We start from the raw sequence: 18403 nt of genomic DNA, 5'->3' as shown, positions 1-18403 counted from the left end.
AACGCTTGGCGACCCCAGACACCCCGCTTAAAGACGGGGCACGATCTGGAGTTTCTCCCATGACCTTCCGCGCGCCCGTCCGCGATCTTGCTTTCTCCCTGCGCCACGTCGCCGGCTTCGAGCGACTGGCCGACGCCTTCCCCGAGGCCGACGCCGACACCGTCAGCGCCGTGCTCGAGGCGGCGGGCGCCTTCGCCAGCGACATCCTGGCTCCGCTGAACCGACAAGGCGACCTGGTCGGCGCCAAGCTGGAGAACGGCGTGGTCCGCACCGCGCCCGGCTTCGCCGACGCCTACCAGCAGTTCGCGCAAGGGGGCTGGACCAGCCTCGCCGCGCCGGTCGCCCACGGCGGTCAGGGCCTGCCCAAGACCCTGGAAGTCGCGGTGCTGGAGATGGTCCAGGCCGCCAACATGGCCTTTGGCCTGTGCCCGATGCTGAGCCTGGGCGCCATCGAGGCGCTGGAACTGTGCGGCTCGCCCGAGCAGAAGGCCAAGTACCTCGGCAAGCTGGTGTCAGGTGAATGGACCGGCACCATGAACCTGACCGAGCCGCAGGCCGGCTCGGATCTGGCCGCGCTGACCACAATGGCCACGCCAGACGGCGACGGCGGTTGGCGGATCACCGGTCAGAAGATCTACATCACCTGGGGCGACCACGACGCCGCGGACAACATCGTCCACCTCGTCCTGGCGCGCACGCCCGACGCTCCGCCCGGCGTGAAGGGGATCTCGCTGTTCCTGGCCCCCAAGGTGCTGGTCGGCGACGACGGCAAGCTCGGCGAGGCCAACGCTTTGCGGGCGGGCGGCCTTGAGCACAAGCTGGGCATCCATGGCTCGCCGACCTGCGTGATGCTGTTCGAGGGCGCCAAGGCCGAGCTGGTCGGCGGCTTGGGCCAGGGCCTGCCCAACATGTTCGTGATGATGAACGCAGCCCGACTCCAGGTCGGGACCCAGGGCGTGGCCATCGCCGAGCGCGCCTATCAGCAGGCGCTAGCGTTCAGCCAGGATCGCGCCCAGGGCCGTTCGGCCTGGACCGGCGCCTATCCCGCGCGCCTGTTCGACCATCCGGACGTGCGCCGCACGCTGGTGCTGATGAAAGCGCATATCGAAGCCGCGCGCGGCATCTGCCTGTCGACCGCCGTCGCCGCCGACCTCGCCCACGCCGCTCCGGACGAAGCGACCCGCACGGCGGCCAAGCTGCGCGAGGAACTGCTGACTCCGATCGCCAAGGCCTGGTCGACCGATGTCGGCGTCTCCGTCGCCTCGCAGGGGCTGCAGATTCACGGCGGCATGGGCTTCATCGAGGAGACCGGCGCGGCCCAGCACTATCGCGACGCCCGCATCGCCCCGATCTATGAAGGCACCAACGGAATCCAGGCGATCGACCTTGTCGGCCGCAAGCTGATGCTGGGCGAAGGCCAGGCCGTCGGCGACCTGATGGACGACATCCGCGACACCATCGACCTTCTGAAGGCCTCGGACCTGAAGAGCGTCGGCCTGCGCCTGGAGGCCGCGCTCGACGCCGCCGCCTCGGCGACCGCCTGGCTGATCGAACGCCGCGCCAAGGCCATGCCCGACGCGCTCTCAGGCGCCACGGCCTATCAGAAGCTGCTGGGCGATACGGTCGGCGGGTGGATGCTCGCCAAGGGCGCTCTGGCCGCTTCGGGCGAAGCGGACGCGGCCTGGGCCGAGAGCAAGCGCGCCCTCGCTCGCGTCTTCGCCGAGTCGGTCCTGGCCCAGGTCCCAGGCGCGGCGGCCGGCGTCATGATCGGTGCGGCGGACTTCGAGGCGATGACGCCCGAAGTGTTGGGGGCGTAAAGCAAGATCGTCATCCCGCGCACAAGGCGCGGGATGACGACGAGCCTAGTTGGATTGAGCCCTACAGCTGTTCCAGCAGGTACTCGGCCGACGAGACCTTGAACTGGCCGGCCTCTTCGACGTGCAGCTGGGTGACGACGCCGTCCTTGGCGACCAGCGAATAACGCTGCGAGCGCGGGCCCATGCCGAACTTGCTGCCGTCGAAGTCCAGGCCGATGGCCTTGGTGAAGTCGCCGTTGCCGTCGGCGATCAGCAGGACTTCGCCGTCGATGCCCTGATCCTTGCCCCAGGCCTTCATCACGAAGACATCGTTGACCGAGACGCAGACGATTGAGTCGACGCCCTTGGCCTTCAGCTCATCGGCCTTTTCCTTGAAGCCCGGCAGGTGCTTGGCCGAGCAGGTCGGGGTGAAGGCGCCGGGCACCGCAAACAGGGCGACGGTCTTGCCCTTGAAGATGTCGTCGGTGGTGATCGGCGCAGGCCCTTCAGCCGTGCTGGTCATGAAAGTCGCCGCCGGGAGCGTGTCGCCAACCTTGATCGCCATGGGCCTGTTTCCTCGTGTGGGGGATGGATTGAGGGGACTCGAATAGACTCCGGCGGGGCGGTCGCCAAGCACGCTTTCATGGCGCATCCGACTTGAAACCGACACAGCGAAGGCCAATGCTCCGTACATGGCCAGCTCAATCGACGACGACGACGGCGAGTTCCTGATCGGCAGGCTGCTCGTCGCCATGCCCGGCATCGACGACCCCCGTTTCGAGCGGACGGTGCTGTACCTGTGCGCCCATGACGAAGAGGCCGCGATGGGCGTGGCGGTCAATCGACCAGTCGAGGGATTGACGGTGTTCGAACTGCTGAACCGTCTGGGTGTGAGGTCCGAGATCCAGGCGCCCGGCGATCTCGTCCTTCTGGGTGGTCCGTTGGAACGCGAGCGCGGCTTCGTGCTGCACACCGACGACTTCAACTCGCCGGACTCGACCCTGGCCGTCGCAGACGGCGTAGCCCTGACCGCCACCCGCGACGCGCTGGACGCCATGGCCAGCGCCTACAAGCGCCCGCGCAAGTCGCTCCTGGCCCTTGGCTACGCCGGCTGGGGTCCTGGGCAGCTGGAGCAGGAGCTCCGCGACAATGTCTGGCTGATCTGCGACGCCGACGAGGGCCTGCTGTTCGACGAGGACCACGATCACAAGTGGACGCGCGCGCTGGCGAAGCTCGGGATCACCGCCGATCACCTGTCGGCGACGGCTGGACGAGCCTAACCGCGCGCCTTAACCGGCGCGGCGCCGTCAACGTAGGCCTCGTTGAGATAAACCTCGGCCTCCTGCGGCGAGAGGGCGGGAGCGTAGCCAAAGCCCTGGCCATAGTCGCAGCCCAGGGACTGCAGGGCGCGGGCCATCTCGGCGTTCTCGACGCCTTCGGCGACCACCTCGAGATCCAGATCCTGGCCCAGCTTGACCACGGAGCGGACAATCTTGGCCGAACCGGCGTTGGTGCCCATGGTGCGGACGAAGTAGCGGTCGACCTTCAGTGTGTCGAACGGCAGGCGCGTCAGGTACGACAGCGACGAGAAGCCGGTGCCGAAATCGTCCAGCGCCAGACCCGCACCCGCGTCGCGCAGCGTTTTCAGGATCACCGCGGCCCGTTCGGGATCGCGCATGATGTCGCTTTCGGTGACTTCCAGTTTCAGCGCGCCCCGTGGGAGGCGGTTTATCCGCAGGGTTTCGGCCACGTCGGCGACGAGGCCGGGGCGATCGATCTCGCCGGTCGACAGGTTGACGCTGACGGTCAGGTTTCCCATCGCCGGGTGCGCGGCGCGCCAGGTCGACAACTGCTGGGCGGCGGCGTGCATCATATGCGCGCCCAACTCGCTCATCAGCCCCATCTCTTCGATCAGCGGCAGGAATTCGTCCGGCGGCAGCATGCCACGGCGCGGGTGGATCCAGCGGGCCAGGGCCTCGAAGCCCGAGAGCGCGCCCGTCGACAGACGCACGATCGGCTGGAAGTACGGCATGATCTCGCCGCGGCCGATGGCGCCCCGCAGGTCGGCCTCCAGGGCCAGGCGCGAAAGCCCGTCGGTCTCCATCGAACGGCCATAGGCGGCCGCTCCGCCGCGACCGGCTGCCGCGGCGGCCTCGACGGCCAGCTCGGCCCGACGGAGCAGTTCGGCGGCGTCGGGCGCGTCCAGGCCACCTTCGGCCGAGACCGCGCCGATCGACAGGGTCGGGTGAATATCAAAGCCGGCCACGCGCAGCGGCTGCTCCAGCGCGCTGCGCAGAACCTCGGCGGGCTCGAAGCCGCGCGGCTCGCAAAGCACCGCAAACTCATCCTCGCCAATGCGGCCCAGAATCGATTGAGCCGGAAAGGCGGCGGCCAGCCGCGAGCCCAGAGCGGCCAAAACCAGATCCGCGCGCTCGTGGCCCAGCGCCTCGTTCAGGCGACGCAGGCGGTCGAGGTCGGCGACGACCAGTTGATGTGTCCCCTCCTGAGTCAGGCGCTCGCGGGCGCGGGCGATGAAGCTGCGCCGATCCAGAAGCCCGGTCAGGTCGCAAAGCTCGGACGCGGAGAATTTCGTTTCCGGGGCGACGACGCCCGCAGCGCGGACGCCCTCCTCCAGCCAGACGCCGCGCCAGAGACAGGTCTCGCCGCCGCGCACGCGGAAGCGCGCTACGACTTCACTGCCCGGTTCGCGAGGTTTCAGCACCTCCTCGGCCTGGGCGCGATCCTGCGGCAAGGCCAGCGCGCGGAAGGCGGCGGAGGAGCATTCCGGGACCAACGGCCCCAAGCCTAGGGCGCGCGCCGCTCCGTTCAGGCGCAGGCGGTCGGTCTCGGGCTCCCAGATCCACAGGGCGACGTCCGCGGCGCCCAGCGCCTCAAGCGTGGCCGTCGCGTCCCAGATCCGTCGCTCGCCTGTCCGAAAAGACATACCCGTCCCAACCGTTTCGGCGAAAGCCGTAGCGCTACTCGGGCGCCACCAAGCCGAACAGACGATGATCTCGCCAAGCGCCGTTAATTTTCAAATAAGCCCGCGCATATCCCTCTTCAGAAAACCCGCATTTCGCGAGTAACGCGGCCGAGGCGTGGTTTTCCGGCATGCATGCGGCCTCCAGCCGGTGAAGGCCCAGGCCATGAAAGGCGAAGCGGATCAAGGTCTGGACGGCGTCGGCCATGTGGCCCTGACGCGCGTAAGGCTCACCCAGCCAGTAGCCGATGGTCCCTGTCAGAGCGACGCCACGCCGCACGTGAAACAGCCGGATCGCGCCCAGCAACACGTCGTCGTCGCGGCGGAAGATGAAGAGGGGGTAGGCCTCGCCCGACTCCAGTTCACGGGCGTAGGCCCCCAGCCGCGCGCGAAAGGCCGCCCGACTGAGATCGTGTTCTGGCCAGGTCGGTTCCCAGCGCTCCAGGAAGGTCCGGGATTCGGCGCGCAGAGCGGCCCAGGGCTTGTAGTCGCGCGGCGTTGGGGGCCGCAGATAGACCGCGCCGCCCTGCAATTGCAGGCGGGGACGAGGGCTCAGAAACGGCAGCAAGGCGGACACGGGCTTATCTTCGACCGTCAGGCCGCCGAGAACAACGCCTTGTCGAAGGCTTCGCCCGCCTTGAGCGCCGACTTGGCGCCGAGCACGGCCGTCGCGGCGCGACCGGCCGACAGCAGCCTGCGCCCCAGTCGCGCGACGTCGTCGGTTGTCACTGCGTCGACCTCCCGCGCCAGCTCGACGGGCGGGTAGAGACGGCCGAACAGCAGCACCTGTCCCGCGCCCTGCTCGGCGCGCGACAACGGCTGCTCGCGCGCCATGAACATATGCGCCTTCAATTGCGCCTTGGCGCGCGCCAGCTCCGCCCCTTCGATCCGATCGGCCAGCTTGAGCAGTTCGTCGGCGCAGACCTTGGCGGTTTCGACCGCGTCGCTCGCCGCGCAGCCGGCGTAGATCCCCAGCGCGCCGTGGTCGGCGTAGGTGTCGGCGTAGGCGTCGATATTGTAGGCCAGACCACGCTTTTCACGCGCTTCCTGGAACAGGCGCGACGACATCCCACCGCCCAGGCACTCAGCGAAGATCCGCAAGGCGAAATAGTCGTCTTCGCGCGCGCCGCAGGCCGGCAGCATGAACACCAGATGCGCCTGCTCGAGCTTGCGGGCCTCGGCCTGAGGGCCACCGACAAAGGCGGCGGCCTGCGGAAGCTCCGCGCCCGGCGTCGCCGGCAAATCGCCGAACGCCCGCTCGGCGGCGGCCATCAGCTGATCCTCCTCGACCGCGCCTGTCGCCGCGATCACCAGGCGGTCGGCGGCATAGAGGTCGGCGCGCCAGTCGGACAACGCCTCGACGCTCGCGGCGTTGACGGTCTCGTCGCTTCCGAGGATCGGGCGGCCGACCGGATGGTCGCCCCAGCTGGCGCGCTGGATCAGGTCGAACACATAGTCGTCGGGCGCATCGGCCGCCTCGGCGATCTCCTGAGCGACCACCTGCTTCTCACGCGTCAGATCGGCGGGGTCCAGGGTAGGCCGGCGCACGAGATCGGCGATGACGTCCATGCCCAGATCCAGGCCGCCCTTCAGCGCGCGAACCTGGAAGCTGGTGCGCTCATAGCCCGTGGCGGCGTTGATCGAACCGCCCTGGTTCTCGATGACCTCAACGATATCGCGGGCCGAGCGTGAGCCGGCGCCCTTGAACACCATGTGTTCCAGAAGGTGCGACCAGCCCGATCGCGCAGGATCCTCGTAGGCCGCGCCACGCCCCGCCACGACGGATAGGGCCAGGGTTTCGAGGCCGGGCATCGGGTCGCAGACGACCCGGACGCCGTTCTTGAGGGTGCGCAAGGAAGCGGTCATGAGGCGCGCTATCTAAGTCTTCGCGCCCCTAAACGCCAGCTTGGGCTCAACTATTCGCCGCGAAGGTTCGCACGAAGGCCTTCACCGACGAGCCGTCGGCGGGCAGGCGCTCGAACTTTTCCGGCTTCTTGGAGAGGTCGGGCGTGGCGCGCGGGGTCGAGGGCTGCAGCCCTGTGGCGGCCTGCACCGCCTCGGGGAACTTGGCCGGATGGGCGGTCGACAGCACCACGACCGGGATCGCCGGATCGATCCGGACGCCCTGCGCGGCGGCGAGGCCCACGGCGGTGTGCGGATCGACGACCTCGCCGGTCTCGTTCAGGGTCGAGAGCATGGTCTTGGCGGTGTCGGCCTCGCTGACCGACGCGCCCCGGAACAGCTCGCGCATCCAGGCGTGGGCGGCCGGCGGAATGTCGAGCAGGCCGGTGTCGGCGAAGGCGCGGAAGGCGCGGCCGGTCTCTACGCCGTCGCGGCGGACGGCTTCGAAATAGAGGCGCTCGAAGTTCGAGGCGACCTGGATATCCATGGCCGGGCTCTGGGTCGCCGCGACCGCGCCGCGCGAATAGCGGCCGTCCTCGAAGGCGCGGGCCAGGATGTCATTCGAGTTGGTGGCGGCGGTCACCGAATGGATCGGCAGCCCCAGGGTCTTGGCGACAAAGGCCGCATAGGCGTCGCCGAAGTTGCCGGTCGGCACCACGAAGGCGACCTCGCGCGCCGGGGCGCCCAGGGCGACGGCGGCGGTGAAGTAATAGACGCTCTGGGCCGCGATCCGCGCCCAGTTGATCGAGTTGACGCCCGACAGGTCCACCGCGTGGCGGAACTGGTCGTCCTGGAAGGCCTGCTTGACGATGGCCTGGCAGTCGTCGAACGAGCCCAGCACCGAGACGCAGGCGACATTGGCGTCAGTGGCCGTAGTCATGAACCGGCGCTGCACCTCGCTGATACGGCCCTCGGGGAACAGCGCGACGATGCGGGCGTTCTTGCGGCCGCGGAACGCCTCGACGGCCGCGCCGCCGGTGTCGCCCGAGGTGGCGCAGATGATGGTCATCTTCCGCGACTGGCGCTCGAGCACATAGTCGTAGAGGCGGCCCAGGAGCTGCATCGCCACGTCCTTGAAGGCCAGGGTCGGGCCGTGGAACAGCTCCAGCAGATAGCGGTTGGGCGTCAGTTGCTTGACCGGAACCACGGCCGTGTGGGCGAAGGTGGCGTAGGCCTCCTCGCACATCTGCAGCAGATCCTCGTCCGGAATATCGTCGCCCACGAACTTGCCGACCACGGCGGCGGCCACTTCTGCGTAGGGCTTGCCGGCGAAGGCGGCGATCTCCTTGGCCGTGAAGCGCGGCCATTCGGCGGGCACGTACAGGCCGCCGTCGGGCGCCAGGCCCGCGAGGACAGCATCGAGAAAGCCGATGGGCGCGGACTGGCCGCGGGTCGAAACGTAACGCATCAGGGTCTCAGTCTCCGCCAGAGCATGGCGGCATAGATAAACAGCAGGGTTACGGCAAGACCAAACCACGTAAGGGCGTATTCCAGGTGCCGATTGGAAATTTCTGCCGGCAACGGCGCGGGAGTCAGACCCGCCGGCGCGGGGGTTTCCTGCTCGACCATCAGCACCAGCGGAGCGGGCTTGCGATCGGCGTAGCGTTCCAGGACCTTGGCGCGGTCGCCGCCGAGCTGCTCGATCGGGCTGAGCACGCCCACCACACGGCGCGGCGCCTCGAAGGCGCGCGGCGCGGGCGCGACCTGTCCGGTGAGGCTGGGCACCACGCCGCGATCGACCAGGATCATGTTGTAGGGTCCGGCCAGCACTGCGCACGGCGCCTGCGCGCGCCAGACGACATCGCCGTCGCGCACCCCATAGACCAGCGGCAGCGGCTCGCCGCCGACGTCGCCGCAGTCGACGCTGACGCGGGTCCAGGCCAGGTCCTCCGGCCTTGCCGTGGCGGTCAGGACCTGTACCAGCGGCAGGGCCGGCGCGGTCTTCAGCGCCTCAAGGCGGGCGAGCACGCCCTCCTTCCAGTCGCGTCGTTGCAGTTGCCAGGTTCCCAGGCCGCACAGGATCGCGAAGGCGATGGCGGTGGCGATGGTCAGGCCGATGGGAAAGCGACGCGGCGCCGCTGGAGCGTCAGACATCGTCGCGCCCCGCTTCGGAAGCCTTCTGGGCGATTTGGGCTGCGACCATCAGGCCCTTGGCCGGACGCATCAGGCCAAGACTGATCACCACAACGGCCGGCAGCCAGACGACCAACGACACCCAGACGGGCCAGTACCAGGCGAACATCGAGAACAGCGCCCCGAAGGCGCAGATCGCGCCGGCGATCAGGATCACGAACGTCGCCGCGCCGTCGCCGGTCTCGTGCTTGCCCAGATCGAAGCCGCAGGCCTCGCAGCGCGGCGCGATCTTCAGGAAGCCTTCGAACAGATAGCCCTCGCCGCAGTGGGGACACAGGCCGCGCGCTCCGGCGGCGTAGGGGTTCACTTTTGTCATTCGAACCTTGGCCCGAAATCCACGCCCTTCGACAAGCTCAGGGTGAGGATTTCTATGTCGTCGACAGTCGCCCTCATCCTGAGCCTGTCGAAGGACGAGGGCGGCGCACCGCCCTCAAACGAAAAAGGCCCGGAACGCTGTCTGGCGTTCCGGGCCCCCGAGGATCTTCTGATCTAGTGGGCCGAGGCCCCGAAGATCACGTAGATGAACGCGAACAGGAACAGCCAGACCACGTCAACGAAGTGCCAGTACCAGGCGGCCGCTTCGAAGCCGAAGTGCTTCTGGGGCGTGAAGGCGCCGGTCATCAGACGGATCAGGCAGACGATCAGGAACAGCGTGCCCACGAAGACGTGGAAGCCGTGGAAGCCCGTCGCCAGGAAGAAGGTCGAACCATAGAGGCCCGAGTTGGCGGCGGCTTCCGAATAGAACAGCTGCTCGTGGTTGATATGGGCGTATTCATAGACCTGGATGGCCGTGAAGAGGCAGCCCAGCAGGATGGTCAGGATCAGACCCCACTTGGCGCCCTTGCGGTCGCCGACCTGCAGCGCGTGGTGCGCCCAGGTGACCGTGGTGCCCGAGAGCAGCAGGGTCAGGGTGTTGATCAGCGGCAGGTGCCAGGCCGAGACCGTCTCGACGCCGGCCGGCGGCCAGGCGGCCCAGGCGGTGCGGACTTCCTCGATCGTCGAGAGGGTGCGATGCTCGTGGAACAGCGCCATCTCGAAGAACATCCAGAACCACGCCACGAAGAACATCACTTCCGAAGCGATGAACAGGATCATGCCGTAGCGCAGGCCGATCGACACGACCGGGGTGTGATCTCCGGCCTTGGATTCCTTGGCCACATCGGCCCACCAGCCGAACATCGTGTAGAGCACGCCTGCGAGGCCTGCGGCGAAGATCGCCCAGTTGCCCTTTTCAATGCCGAGCACGCCGCCCTTGAGCCAACCGATCAGGCCGATGGCCATGACGGTGGCGGCGGCCGAGCCCACGAAGGGCCACGGGCTGGGCGGAAGGATGTGGTAGTCGTGTTTGACGGCGCCGGCCATGTTGCTGCTAACCCTTATATCCCTCTGAGCACGGTCGCTGGTCCCCCCGCGCCGTGTTCGCTGTAAACGCTATAGACCTCTCGACGGTGCGCCGCCAAGGGGGTCCACGATGCGAGGCGTTGTCGCGGCCGCGACTTGCCCCGGCTTGTCGTCGTCGACCGCCGGGAAGAAGGTGTAGCTGAGGGTGATCTCAGGCTTTCCCTTCGTTTCAGGGTCGTCCGCATATTGGGGATCCACGAAGTAGACCACTGGGAATTCCACGGTCTGGCCCGGCTGGATCGTCTGGCTGGTGAAGCAGAAGCATTCCAGCTTTTGGAAGTAGGGCCCCGCCTGCTCCGGCACGACATTGTAAAGCGCCCGGCCCGTAATCGGCTTGTCCGTCGGATTGGTGACCTTGAAGAAGGTCAGGCCCGTATCGCCGATGCGGATGTCCTGCTTGGGCTGCAGCGCCTGAAAGCGCCACGGCAGCTCGCGGATATTGGCGTCGAACCGCACCGTGATCTTGCGGTCCAGGACCCGCGTCGGCGCCGTCTCGGCCTTGCGGACAGTGCCGTCGAAACCGGTGACCTGGCAGAACAGCTTGTAAAGCGGCACCGACGCATAGGCTGCGCCGATCATGCCGCAGAAGGTCGCGACACAGATGACCGCAACCTTCTTGTTGCGACGCGCCATCTGCTGCTGCGGGGTGAGATCGTCCTTAGATGTGGGGTTTTGCGACATTTCCGCCGAGCCTCACGAGGGTGACCACGAAGACGAGAACGACGAAGGCGACCAGGCCGAAGGCGAGGGCCAGGTTGCGTCCGTCACGAGCTTTCTTGGCGGCCTGTCGCGCCGCGTCGGTTTCGACCGGTTGATTCACTTCAGGAGCTCCAAGGGATGCACGCCCGTGACCGCCTCGCCCAGCAGGGCGGCGAACAGGGCGAAGAGGTAGAGGATCGAGAAGGCGAACAGGTTGCGCGCGGCCTTGGACCCGGCGGCCTTGTCGTCCTCGGTCACGTCATAGAGGGCGCGGTCGGCCACACGGGGGTCGGCGGCGTCGCCCGCCTTGCTGACGAAGACGCGCCAGGCCAGCAGCAGGAACACCAGGCCGCCAAGACCCGACACCGCCAGGTAGATCGGACCGCCCAGGCCCGTCAGAACCGGCGAAAGGCAGATCGGGAACAGGACGAGGCTGTAGATCAGGATCTGCTTGCGGGTTTCCCGCGCGCCCTTGACCACCGGCAGCATCGGCACGCCGGCCTTGGCGTAGTCGGTGGTGACGTACAGCGACAGCGCCCAGAAATGCGGCGGGGTCCAGAAGAAGATGATCGCCACCATCAGCCAGGCGTTCAGCGGCGCAGAGCCCGTGGCGGCGGCCCAGCCGATGGCGGGCGGCAGCGCGCCGGCGAGTCCGCCGATGACGATGTTCTGCGCCGTCCAGCGCTTGAGCCACATGGTGTAGACGACGGCGTAGAAGACGATGGTGAAGGCCAGGAGGCCGGCGGCCAGCCAGTTCACCGCAAAGCCCAGGAACATCACCGACAGCAGGCTGAGGACGACGCCCAGCGAGGCGGCCTCCTCGCCCTTGACCTTGCCGGCGGGCACCGGGCGCCCGCGCGTGCGGCGCATCTTCTGGTCGATGTCGGCGTCATACCACATGTTCAGCGCGCCCGACGCGCCAGCGCCGATGGCGATGCACAGCACGGCGATCGCGGCCAGGACCGGATGGATAGGCGCGCGCGCGGCCAGAAGTCCGGTCAGGCCCGTGAAGACCACCAGCGACATGACGCGCGGCTTCATCAGCTGGAAATAGTCCTGCCAGCGGGCGGTTTCCGACGAGTCCCGCAGCGGGGTCGTCTCGGCGCTGTCAGACGTCATGGCGGCTGTCTTTGACATCGATCCAAAACATACAGGTCTTGAACAGGCGAGGGGCGCGGCCCGGACCCTTAAGGATCCCGCCCGCGCCCCCCTTTAAGTCCGGTTACGGACGACGGCTCACCCTAGTGGTGATCGTCGGCCTTGATCACCGGCGGTTCGCTGAACTGGTGGAACGGCGGCGGCGAGGACAGGGTCCATTCCAGCGTGGTGGCGCCTTCGCCCCACGGGTTGGCCTCGGCCTTGCGGCGACGGATCGCCGCTTCGATCAGAACCAGCATGAACACGCCGACAGCGACGACGGTGATCATGTAGCCGACCGACGACACGTAGTTCCACAGGGTGAAGGCGTCCGGATAGTCGATGTAACGACGCGGCATGCCTTGCAGGCCCAGGAAGTGCTGCGGGAAGAAGATCAGGTTCACGCCGACGAACATGATCCAGAAGTGCAGCGCGCCCAGGAACTCGTTGTACTTCACGCCCCACATCTTCTCGAACCAGTAGTAGAAGCCCGCGAAGATGGCGAACACGGCGCCCAGCGACAGCACGTAGTGGAAGTGGGCCACCACGTAGTAGGTGTCGTGCAGGCTGTAGTCGATGCCGGCGTTCGACAGGACGACGCCGGTGACGCCGCCGACCGTGAACAGGAAGATGAAGCCCATCGCCCACAGCATGGGCGTCTTGAAGCTGATCGAACCGCCCCACATCGTGGCGATCCAGCTGAAAATCTTCACGCCCGTCGGGACGGCGATGATCATCGTGGCGGCCACGAAGTAGGCGCGCAGGTTGATGCTCATGCCGACGGTGTACATGTGGTGCGCCCACACGACGAAGCCGACGAAACCGATGGCGACCATCGCGTAGGCCATCGCCAGGTAGCCAAACACCGGCTTCTTGGAGAAGGTCGAGACGATGTGGCTGATGATGCCGAAGCCCGGCAGGATCAGGATGTACACTTCCGGGTGGCCGAAGAACCAGAACAGGTGCTGGAACATGACGGGGTCGCCGCCGGCGGCCGGGTCGAAGAAGTGGGTGCCGAAGTTACGGTCGGTCAGCAGCATGGTGATGGCGCCGGCCAGGACGGGCAGCGACAGCAGCAGCAGGAAGGCGGTGATCAGCACCGACCAGGCGAACAGCGGCATGCGGTGCAGGGTCATGCCCGGCGCGCGCATGTTGAAGATCGTGGTGATGAAGTTGATCGCGCCCAAGATCGACGAAGCGCCGGCCAGGTGGAGCGACAGGATCGCCAGGTCCATGGCCGGACCCTTGTGACCGATGGTCGACAGCGGCGGATAGATCGTCCAGCCGCCGCCGAAGCCGTGGCCCGGGCCGCCGTCGACGAACATCGACAGGACCAGCAGAACCCAGGCGGCGACCAGCAGCCAGAACGAGATGTTGTTCATCCGCGGGAAGGCCATGTCCGGCGCGCCGATCATGATCGGAACGAACCAGTTGCCGAAGCCGCCGATCATGGCGGGCATGACCATGAAGAAGATCATGATCAGAGCGTGGGCGGTGACGACGGCGTTGTAGCCGTGCTTGCCCTTGAAGATGCCCATCTGGGCCAGCATGCCGGTGTCGGAGAACACCTGAATGCCCGGCTCCATCAGCTCCCAGCGGATGAGGCCCGAAAGAGCGCCGCCGACGATGCCCGCCATGATGGCGAACAGGATGTACAGCGTGCCGATGTCCTTGTGGTTCGTGGAAAAGAACCAGCGGGCGAAGAACGGCGGCTTGTGGTCGTCGTCGTGGGCGTGGTCGTGAGTGTCTGCGGCGGAAGCCATCTGACGTCTATCCTACGATCGTATTCTTAGGCCGCCGGCGCGGCGGGAGCCGCGGCCGGAGCGGAAGCGGGGGCGGCCGGAGCCGAGGCGGGGGTCGCAGCAGCTTCAGCCGGAGCGGCCACGGGCGCGGGCGGAGCGGTCTTGGCCTTCACCCAGGCGTCGAACTCGGCCTGGGTCACGACCTTGATCTCGATCGGCATGTTGGCGTGGTCGACGCCGCACAGCTCCGAGCACTGGCCGTAGAACACGCCGGTGCGCTCGGCCTTGAACCAGGTTTCATTCAGGCGGCCAGGGATGGCGTCGGTCTTCAGGCCGAACGCCGGCAGGGCGAAGGCGTGGATCACGTCGGCGGCGGTGACCTGAACGCGGACGACCTTGTTCACCGGAACGACCATCGCGTTGTCGGCGGCCAGCAGGTACGGGACCTTCTTGGCGTCCGCCTGCTCCTTGGTGAGCGGCAGCGAGATGATCTCGCTGACCTTCTGGTCCGGATACTCGTAGCCCCAGTACCACTGGTAGCCCGTGGCCTTCACGGTCAGGTCCGGCTTGGGCATGTCGTTGTAGTGGAACAGCAGACGGAACGAGAAGATGGCGATGACCATCAGGATCAGAACCGGCACAACGGTCCAGATCACCTCGATCGTGGTGTTGTGGCTGAACTTGGCGGGAACCGGGTTCGCCTTCTTGTTGTAGCGAACGATGATCCAGATCAGCAGGCCCAGCACCAGCAGGGTGATGGCCGTGATGATCGGCATCAGGATCACATTGTGGAACTGGATCGCATGGTGCTTCAGCTCCGACGCGGCCGGCTGGAGGTCAATGGCCCCCGGCGTCGGCTGACCCATCAGATCTTCAGCGAGCGCGTGACCCGCGAACATCATCGTAGCGGCGAGGGCGGACGCGCCCGTCATGATCCGCCGAATCCCCGAAAATTGCGCCTTCATATCCCTCACGGCCCGTTTCGGCGGCGATTTGAGCCCGATCAAGGCCCGCGCCGCGCCGACATGCACATTACGACTGTCGATAAGGTCCTGCGCAATCGACTTCACTCAAAATGAGTCGCGCGTCGACGCCCAGCCCTCCCGATTGTCGGTCCGGAGGCTGCATACGCGCATCGCCAGCCCTTGCCAAGCGCCAGAGCCCACGCCCTGAGCACGGGAATAGGCGGTTATCCCCACCGCGAGGGGGTCCAGTCGCGAATCGCTCTCAGAAACCCGCGAATCCGGCGTCCGGATCATTACGTATCATTCATGGATAGGTACCTTGCACCACTCAGTACCGGGCGGTACAAGAGAGCATCAACGGAGGCAAGGACGCCGTGCCGGAAACAATTGAAATCCAACTGAAGAAAGGCGTGCTGGCGCTCTGTGTGCTGGCCCTGCTCTCGCACGCCGACAGCTACGCCTACGAGATCGCCAGCAGGCTCACGAAGGACATCGATATGGGGGAAGGGACGATCTATCCGCTGATGCGCCGCATGCAGTCGGATGGCCTGGTCGAGACCTATCTGGTGGAAAGCCAGAGCGGCCCGCCGCGCAAATACTACCGCCTCACCGCCGCCGGGCGCCAAAGCCTGGAGCAGCAGAAGGCCGAATGGACTGCGTTCGCCAACGCGGTGAACGACATCGTGGGAGCCGCCGCATGACCCGCGCCGAGTTCATCACCCGCCTGCGCCGGGGCCTTTCGGGACTCCCCGCCACCACGATCGCCGACATCGTCGCCGATCATGAGGCTCACTTCGCCGACGCCCAAGCCGCGGGGCGCCCCGAGGCCGAGGTGGCCGCCGCCCTGGGCGATCCCGATCGCCTCGCGCGGGAGCTTCGCGCCGAAGCCGGCCTGAAGCAGTGGGAAGAAAAGAAGACGCCGTCCAACGCGATGGCCGCGATCATCGCCCTGATCGGCCTTGGTGCCATAGACGTGATGTTCCTGCTGCCCCTGCTGATGGGCGTGCTGGCCACGCTGTTCGGCTTCCTGGTGGCCGTGGTGACGATCTTCTTCCTCGGCGGCTTCATCTTCGCCGCAGGGCCGCTGGCGTCGCCGCCAGGGGGACCGATCACCGCCTTCCTGGCCGGCATCGGCCTGATGGCGTCGGCCACCTTCGTCGGCTCGCTGCTGACGCTGGTGACGGTCGGGGTCTTCAACGCGGTCGTCTGGTACGCCCGTCTGCACTTCCGGCTTCTGAAGCCGGCCATGGAACAAGCTTGAGCGGAGAGGAGGGGACCATGATGATCCGCAATACGCTCATCGTCGCCGGGGCGAGCTTCGCCCTCGCAGTCGGTTGCTTCGCTGGGGTGGCGGCCGTCGCCGGCCCTGAACTGATGAAGAACGGCTGGACGATCCCGTTCGGGGATGAGGCCAATGTCACCATCACCGACGACAATGGTCGGGTGGTCCGCACCATCCGACACGTCGGCGCCGGGGGCGAGCCAACACCGATCGTCGATCGCACTCTGGCTTGGTCCGGAAAGGACGTGCTGATCATCGACCTGCCGGTCGATGTGGTGTTCGTCCAGGGCGCCGAGGCCAAGGTCGTCGTCTCCGGACCCAAATCCTATGTCGATCGCCTGAAGGTCGACGGCGGCCGCATCACCCTCGATGACATCAATCTCACCGACCGGGCGGTGATGACCTTGGGTCGAGACGGACTGCAGGTCCGGAGCGACCGCGACCGGATGAAGATCACCGTCGTCGCGCCGGACGTCACCCGCTTTGAGGTGCGCGGCTCGGGGGATCTCGATATCCGTCGTTATGAGCATCCCAGCCTGGGTCTCGACATCTCCGGCAGCGGCGACGTCGAGGCTGAGGGCAAGACGGATACGATCGCCGTCGACAACTCCGGCTCGGGCTACGCCGATCTGGCCGCCCTGAAGGCCAAGGACGCCACCATCGACGTCTCGGGCAGCGGCGGCGGCGCGGTCTTCGCCACGGGCAAGGCCAAGATCGACATCTCCGGCAGCGGCGACGTCGAGCTGCGCACCGAGCCCAAGCTGGTGACCAGCGAGATCACCGGTTCGGGCGAAGTCCGCCGCGAGTACTGATCTGCGACAAACGGGGCGGGGTGACGAGCGCGTTCGGAAGGCCTACCTGTAGGACCATGAACGCTCCGATCCCCGCCTCTTCTCTTTCGATCCTGGACGCCGCCGGCGTCGATCCCGACCGCGCCCGCGCAATCCTGGGCGAAGCGCTGGCCGGCGCCGATGACGGCGAACTTTTCCTTGAGCGCTCCGAGAGCGAGGCCTTCGTCTTCGACGATGGACGCCTCAAGAGCGCCTCCTACGATTCGGGCGAGGGCTTTGGCCTGCGTGTCGTGGCCGGCGAGACGGCAGGCTACGCTCACGCGGCGGAGATCTCCGAAGCCGCCATTCGCCGCGCCGCCGATTCGGCCAGCCTGGCCAAGCGCGGTCATGCCGGCGTTTCGGCGGAAGGTCCGCGCGCCACCAACGAAAAGCTCTATGGCGAGGACAATCCGGTCAGCGCGCCGGACTTTTCCGACAAGGTCGCCCTCCTTCAAGAAATCGACGCCTTCGCCCGCGCCCGCGACCCGCGTGTCGTGCAGGTGATGGCCTCGATGGCCGGCGAGCGCCGGGTCGTCGAGATCCTGCGCGCTGACGGCCGGCTGATCCGCGATGTGCGCCCGCTGGTGCGCGTCAATGTCCAGGTCACCGTCGAAAAGGACGGCCGCCGCGAGAGCGGCTCGTCCGGCGCCGGCGGCCGCGCCGGCTTCGCCGCCTGGATCAGCCCGGACAAGTGGCAGGACCAGGTCGACGAGGCCCTGCGCATGGCGCTCGTGAACCTTGACGCCGTCGCCTGCCCGGCCGGCGAGATGGACGTGGTGCTGGGTCCGGGCTGGAACGGCGTGCTGCTGCATGAGGCCGTCGGCCACGGCCTGGAAGGCGACTTCAACCGCAAGGGCATCAGCGCCTTTTCAGGCCGTATCGGCGAGCGCGTGGCCGCCCCCGGTGTCACCGTGTTTGACGACGGCTCGATCCCCGGCCGCCGCGGCTCGCTGACCATCGACGACGAGGGCACGCCCACCGAGCGCACCATCCTGATCGAGGACGGCATCCTGGTGGGCTACATGCACGACCGGATGAGCGCGCGCCTTATGGGCATGAAGGCCACCGGCAACGGCCGTCGCCAGTCCTACGCCCACATGCCCATGCCGCGCATGACCAACACTGGCATGCTGGCGGGCAAAGACGATCCTCAGGAAATGATCGCCTCGATGAAGCGCGGCCTTTACTGCGCCAACTTCGGCGGCGGCCAGGTCGACATCACCAACGGCAAGTTCGTCTTCCAGTGCACCGAGGCCTATCTCGTCGAGGACGGCAAGATCACCGCCCCCGTGAAGGGCGCAACCCTGATCGGCGATGGTCCCAGCGCTCTCACCCGCGTGACGATGATCGGCAACGACTTCGACTTCGATCCCGGCATCGGCGTCTGCGGAAAGTCCGGCCAGGGCGTGCCCGTGGGCGTTGGCCAGCCGTCGCTGAAGATCACCGGCCTGACCGTGGGCGGCACGGCTGTTTAGGGGGCTCCCAGAGCGCCCCCTCCGTCACGATGCTTCGCATCGCGCCGCCAGGCGCCGCGAC

The 18403-nt window shown here is 67.1% G+C and carries 19 protein-coding genes and 1 pseudogene; 6 read left to right on the top strand and 14 right to left on the bottom strand.

All coding sequences use genetic code 11. The features are described from left to right. Positions 1-5: 5 nt before the first annotated feature. Entirely contained in the window at positions 6-1817 is a 1812-nt protein-coding gene (locus ACT53N_RS11365) for an acyl-CoA dehydrogenase (RefSeq protein ID WP_476064000.1), read from the top strand. Positions 1818-1878: 61 nt separating this feature from the next. On the opposite strand, the gene ACT53N_RS11360 is transcribed toward ACT53N_RS11365, so the two are convergent. Then, complete coding sequence (locus ACT53N_RS11360) at positions 1879-2361, bottom strand: redoxin family protein (RefSeq protein ID WP_476063999.1); 483 nt, start codon at positions 2359-2361, stop codon at positions 1879-1881. 127 nt (positions 2362-2488) lie between these two features. Here ACT53N_RS11360 and ACT53N_RS11355 point away from each other — a divergent pair, with 127 nt between their 5' ends. After that, the gene (locus ACT53N_RS11355; RefSeq protein ID WP_476063998.1) at positions 2489-3076 is read left to right on the top strand and encodes a YqgE/AlgH family protein; all 588 of its coding nucleotides are present in this window, start codon (positions 2489-2491) and stop codon (positions 3074-3076) included. On the opposite strand, the gene ACT53N_RS11350 is transcribed toward ACT53N_RS11355, so the two are convergent. From ACT53N_RS11350 to coxB, 13 genes and pseudogenes are all read right to left on the bottom strand, one after another. Continuing rightward, the gene (locus tag ACT53N_RS11350; protein WP_476063997.1) at positions 3073-4740 is read right to left on the bottom strand and encodes a putative bifunctional diguanylate cyclase/phosphodiesterase; all 1668 of its coding nucleotides are present in this window, start codon (positions 4738-4740) and stop codon (positions 3073-3075) included. The two genes, ACT53N_RS11355 and ACT53N_RS11350, sit on opposite strands and share 4 nt — an antisense overlap. 34 nt (positions 4741-4774) lie before the next feature. Further along, a complete protein-coding gene (locus tag ACT53N_RS11345; protein WP_476063996.1) occupies positions 4775-5353 on the bottom strand; it encodes a GNAT family N-acetyltransferase in 579 nt (192 codons plus the stop codon). A gap of 17 nt (positions 5354-5370) precedes the next feature. Beyond that, on the bottom strand, positions 5371-6642 hold the full coding sequence (locus tag ACT53N_RS11340) for a M16 family metallopeptidase (RefSeq protein ID WP_476063995.1): 1272 nt from the start codon (positions 6640-6642) through the stop codon (positions 5371-5373). Positions 6643-6688: 46 nt separating this feature from the next. After that, positions 6689-8086 (bottom strand): threonine synthase, encoded by a 1398-nt coding sequence (gene thrC / locus ACT53N_RS11335; RefSeq protein ID WP_476063994.1) that lies wholly within the window; start codon positions 8084-8086, stop codon positions 6689-6691. Continuing rightward, positions 8086-8772 (bottom strand): SURF1 family protein, encoded by a 687-nt coding sequence (locus ACT53N_RS11330; RefSeq protein WP_476063993.1) that lies wholly within the window; start codon positions 8770-8772, stop codon positions 8086-8088. The genes thrC and ACT53N_RS11330 overlap by 1 nt, the downstream gene beginning before the upstream one ends. After that, positions 8765-9127, bottom strand: a complete 363-nt coding sequence (locus ACT53N_RS11325; protein WP_476063992.1) for a DUF983 domain-containing protein — start codon at positions 9125-9127, stop codon at positions 8765-8767. Before ACT53N_RS11325 ends, ACT53N_RS11330 begins: the two co-directional genes overlap by 8 nt. Before the next feature lie 6 nt (positions 9128-9133). Beyond that, positions 9134-9226: pseudogene (locus tag ACT53N_RS11320) on the bottom strand (hypothetical protein); the annotation flags it as partial. 74 nt (positions 9227-9300) lie between these two features. Beyond that, positions 9301-10173 carry a cytochrome c oxidase subunit 3 gene (locus tag ACT53N_RS11315; protein ID WP_476063991.1) on the bottom strand — a complete coding sequence of 291 codons (873 nt, stop codon included), beginning with the start codon at positions 10171-10173 and terminating at the stop codon, positions 9301-9303. Positions 10174-10242: 69 nt separating this feature from the next. Beyond that, complete coding sequence (locus ACT53N_RS11310) at positions 10243-10893, bottom strand: cytochrome c oxidase assembly protein (RefSeq protein WP_476063990.1); 651 nt, start codon at positions 10891-10893, stop codon at positions 10243-10245. Next, positions 10871-11032 (bottom strand): hypothetical protein, encoded by a 162-nt coding sequence (locus tag ACT53N_RS11305; protein ID WP_476063989.1) that lies wholly within the window; start codon positions 11030-11032, stop codon positions 10871-10873. Before ACT53N_RS11305 ends, ACT53N_RS11310 begins: the two co-directional genes overlap by 23 nt. After that, positions 11029-12048 carry a heme o synthase gene (cyoE, locus tag ACT53N_RS11300; RefSeq protein WP_476063988.1) on the bottom strand — a complete coding sequence of 340 codons (1020 nt, stop codon included), beginning with the start codon at positions 12046-12048 and terminating at the stop codon, positions 11029-11031. Before cyoE ends, ACT53N_RS11305 begins: the two co-directional genes overlap by 4 nt. Positions 12049-12152: 104 nt before the next feature. Then, positions 12153-13811 (bottom strand): cytochrome c oxidase subunit I, encoded by a 1659-nt coding sequence (gene ctaD / locus ACT53N_RS11295; protein ID WP_310215779.1) that lies wholly within the window; start codon positions 13809-13811, stop codon positions 12153-12155. A gap of 26 nt (positions 13812-13837) precedes the next feature. After that, a complete protein-coding gene (gene coxB / locus ACT53N_RS11290) occupies positions 13838-14755 on the bottom strand; it encodes a cytochrome c oxidase subunit II (protein WP_476063987.1) in 918 nt (305 codons plus the stop codon). A 374-nt stretch (positions 14756-15129) separates the two neighbouring features. Here coxB and ACT53N_RS11285 point away from each other — a divergent pair, with 374 nt between their 5' ends. From ACT53N_RS11285 to tldD, 4 genes are read left to right on the top strand one after another with little or no spacing between them, the layout of a single operon-like run. After that, positions 15130-15456: a PadR family transcriptional regulator gene (locus ACT53N_RS11285; RefSeq protein WP_062094976.1), complete on the top strand. Its 327-nt coding sequence runs from the start codon at positions 15130-15132 to the stop codon at positions 15454-15456. Beyond that, positions 15453-16016, top strand: a complete 564-nt coding sequence (locus tag ACT53N_RS11280) for a DUF1700 domain-containing protein (protein ID WP_476063986.1) — start codon at positions 15453-15455, stop codon at positions 16014-16016. The genes ACT53N_RS11285 and ACT53N_RS11280 overlap by 4 nt, the downstream gene beginning before the upstream one ends. Next, positions 16013-16849, top strand: coding sequence for a GIN domain-containing protein (locus tag ACT53N_RS11275; protein ID WP_476063985.1), 837 nt, complete (start codon positions 16013-16015; stop codon positions 16847-16849). Before ACT53N_RS11280 ends, ACT53N_RS11275 begins: the two co-directional genes overlap by 4 nt. 56 nt (positions 16850-16905) lie before the next feature. Further along, positions 16906-18342 (top strand): metalloprotease TldD, encoded by a 1437-nt coding sequence (gene tldD, locus ACT53N_RS11270; protein WP_476063984.1) that lies wholly within the window; start codon positions 16906-16908, stop codon positions 18340-18342. Positions 18343-18403 lie beyond the last annotated feature (61 nt).

Source organism: Caulobacter sp. DMC95, from assembly GCF_056313785.1.
The sequence above is the reverse complement of the archived record's forward strand: the minus strand, read 5'-3'. Positions and strand labels throughout refer to the sequence as shown.